The organism is Pseudarthrobacter sp. PvP090, from assembly GCF_040547365.1.
In the GTDB taxonomy this organism is placed as follows: domain Bacteria; phylum Actinomycetota; class Actinomycetes; order Actinomycetales; family Micrococcaceae; genus Arthrobacter.
The window spans coordinates 1-3418 of sequence record NZ_JBEPPO010000025.1; the positions used below are offsets into that span (position 1 = coordinate 1).

Annotated in this window: 1 rRNA gene; it reads left to right on the forward strand. The window is 54.7% G+C overall.

The features are described 5' to 3' along the window. Window positions 1-175 precede the first annotated feature (175 nt). Window positions 176-3310: ribosomal RNA gene (locus ABIC21_RS19235) — 23S ribosomal RNA — on the forward strand. The last annotated feature ends 108 nt before the right edge of the window (window positions 3311-3418 follow it).

A 3418-nucleotide genomic window follows, 5' to 3' on the forward strand; every position in this document is an offset into this window, starting at 1 on the left:
TGTGTGTGGGGTGTGTGGTACGGGGTTGTTGTTTGAGAACTACATAGTGGACGCGAGCATCTTTTATAAGAAGCAATTTCCAAGAATATGAACCTGGATCTGTCGCTGTTGTCCTTCGGGGCGGTGGTGGTGGTTTTCATGGTTCTCTCGAAAATTAGCGTTTTTGATCTTTTGTGGTCAAGTTTTTAAGAGCACACGGTGGATGCCTTGGCATTAGGAGCCGAAGAAGGACGTAGGAATCTGCGATAAGCCTGGGGGAGTCGATAACCGGACTGTGATCCCAGGGTGTCCGAATGGGGAAACCCCGCCAGGGGCGCGAGCTGCCTGGTGACCCGCATCTGAACACATAGGGTGCGTGGAGGGAACGCGGGGAAGTGAAACATCTCAGTACCCGCAGGAAGAGAAAACAATAGTGATTCCGTCAGTAGTGGCGAGCGAACGCGGATCAGGCTAAACCGTTCCATGTGTGATAGCCGGCGGGCGTTGCATGGTCGGGGTTGTGGGACTTCCCATTCTGTCTCTGCCGGGACAGTGGGGTGTGTAGTACAGGCATAGGTGAACGGTCTTGAAAGGCCGGCCAGAGAGGGTGTGAGCCCCGTAACCGAAATGTTGTGTACCGCCCGGGGAGTATCCCAAGTAGCACGGGGCCCGAGAAATCCCGTGTGAATCTGTCAGGACCACCTGATAAGCCTAAATACTCCCTAATGACCGATAGCGGACCAGTACCGTGAGGGAAAGGTGAAAAGTACCCCGGGAGGGGAGTGAAACAGTACCTGAAACCGTGTGCTTACAATCCGTCGGAGCAACCTTGTAGTTGTGACGGCGTGCCTTTTGAAGAATGAGCCTGCGAGTTAGTGTTACGTCGCGAGGTTAACCCGTGTGGGGAAGCCGTAGCGAAAGCGAGTCTGAATAGGGCGTTGCAGTGGCGTGATCTAGACCCGAAGCGAAGTGATCTACCCATGGCCAGGTTGAAGCGACGGTAAGACGTCGTGGAGGACCGAACCCACTTCAGTTGAAAATGGAGGGGATGAGCTGTGGGTAGGGGTGAAAGGCCAATCAAACTTCGTGATAGCTGGTTCTCCCCGAAATGCATTTAGGTGCAGCGTTGCGTGTTTCTTACCGGAGGTAGAGCTACTGGATGGCTAATGGGCCCTACAAGGTTACTGACGTCAGCCAAACTCCGAATGCCGGTAAGTGAGAGCGCAGCAGTGAGACTGTGGGGGATAAGCTTCATAGTCGAGAGGGAAACAGCCCAGACCACCAACTAAGGCCCCTAAGCGTGTGCTAAGTGGGAAAGGATGTGGAGTTGCGAAGACAACCAGGAGGTTGGCTTAGAAGCAGCCATCCTTAAAAGAGTGCGTAATAGCTCACTGGTCAAGTGATTCCGCGCCGACAATGTAGCGGGGCTCAAGTACACCGCCGAAGTTGTGGATTTCAGATATTAGCTAAGCCGCCCCTTTGTGGGTTGGTTCAGGCGTCTGGAGTGGTAGGGGAGCGTCGTGTGGGCAGTGAAGTCGCGGTGTAAACCAGCGGTGGAGCCTACACGAGTGAGAATGCAGGCATGAGTAGCGAAAGACGGGTGAGAAACCCGTCCGCCGAATGATCAAGGGTTCCAGGGTCAAGCTAATCTGCCCTGGGTAAGTCGGGACCTAAGGCGAGGCCGACAGGCGTAGTCGATGGACAACGGGTTGATATTCCCGTACCGGCGAAAAACCGCCCATGCTGAACAGGGGATACTAACCGCCCGAAGCCTGCCCGACGCCCCTTGTGGGTGAAGGGTTTTGGTGGAGCGCGGGACCTGATCCTGGGAGGCAAGCGTATTAACAGGTGTGACGCAGGAAGGTAGCCGAGCCGGGCGATGGTTGTCCCGGTCTAAGGATGTAGGGCGAACGGTAGGCAAATCCGCCGTTCATGATGCCTGAGACCCGATGGGACTCCCGTAAGGGGGGATTCGGTGATCCTATGCTGCCTAGAAAAGCATCGACGCGAGGTTTTAGCCGCCCGTACCCCAAACCGACACAGGTGATCAGGTAGAGAATACTAAGGCGATCGAGAGAATTATGGTTAAGGAACTCGGCAAAATGCCCCCGTAACTTCGGGAGAAGGGGGGCCCCCATCGTGATGGACACTTGCTGTCCGGAGCGTGCAGGGGCCGCAGAGACCAGGGGGAAGCGACTGTTTACTAAAAACACAGGTCCGTGCGAAGTCGCAAGACGATGTATACGGACTGACTCCTGCCCGGTGCTGGAAGGTTAAGAGGACCGGTTAGCCGCAAGGCGAAGCTGAGAATTCAAGCCCCAGTAAACGGCGGTGGTAACTATAACCATCCTAAGGTAGCGAAATTCCTTGTCGGGTAAGTTCCGACCTGCACGAATGGAGTAACGACTTCCCCGCTGTCTCAACCATAAACTCGGCGAAATTGCAGTACGAGTAAAGATGCTCGTTACGCGCAGCAGGACGGAAAGACCCCGAGACCTTTACTATAGTTTGGTATTGGTGTTCGGAGTGGCTTGTGTAGGATAGGTGGGAGACGTTGAAGCCCGGACGCCAGTTCGGGTGGAGTCATCGTTGAAATACCACTCTGGTCACTTTGGACATCTAACTTCGGCCCGTAATCCGGGTCAGGGACAGTGCCTGATGGGTAGTTTAACTGGGGCGGTTGCCTCCTAAAAAGTAACGGAGGCGCCCAAAGGTTCCCTCAGCCTGGTTGGCAATCAGGTGTCGAGTGTAAGTGCACAAGGGAGCTTGACTGTGAGAGAGACATCTCGAGCAGGGACGAAAGTCGGGACTAGTGATCCGGCGGTACATTGTGGAATGGCCGTCGCTCAACGGATAAAAGGTACCTCGGGGATAACAGGCTGATCTTGCCCAAGAGTCCATATCGACGGCATGGTTTGGCACCTCGATGTCGGCTCGTCGCATCCTGGGGCTGGAGTAGGTCCCAAGGGTTGGGCTGTTCGCCCATTAAAGCGGTACGCGAGCTGGGTTTAGAACGTCGTGAGACAGTTCGGTCCCTATCCGCTGCGCGCGCAGGAAATTTGAGAAGGGCTGTCCTTAGTACGAGAGGACCGGGACGGACGAACCTCTGGTGTGTCAGTTGTACTGCCAAGTGCACCGCTGATTAGCTACGTTCGGATGGGATAACCGCTGAAAGCATCTAAGCGGGAAGCTCGCTTCGAGATGAGATTTCCATACACCTTGTGTGTGAGAGGCCCCCAGCCAGACCACTGGGTTGATAGGCCGGATGTGGAAGCGAGGACTAACGACTCGTGAAGCTGACCGGTACTAATAGGCCGATAACTTACACCACACACTCTCCCTCGTGAACGGATTCAAAAGACGTTCACACCATGAGGAAGAGTACAAAGATAACAAGACTGCTTGCGTCCACTATGTGGTTCCCAAACAACAAACCCGT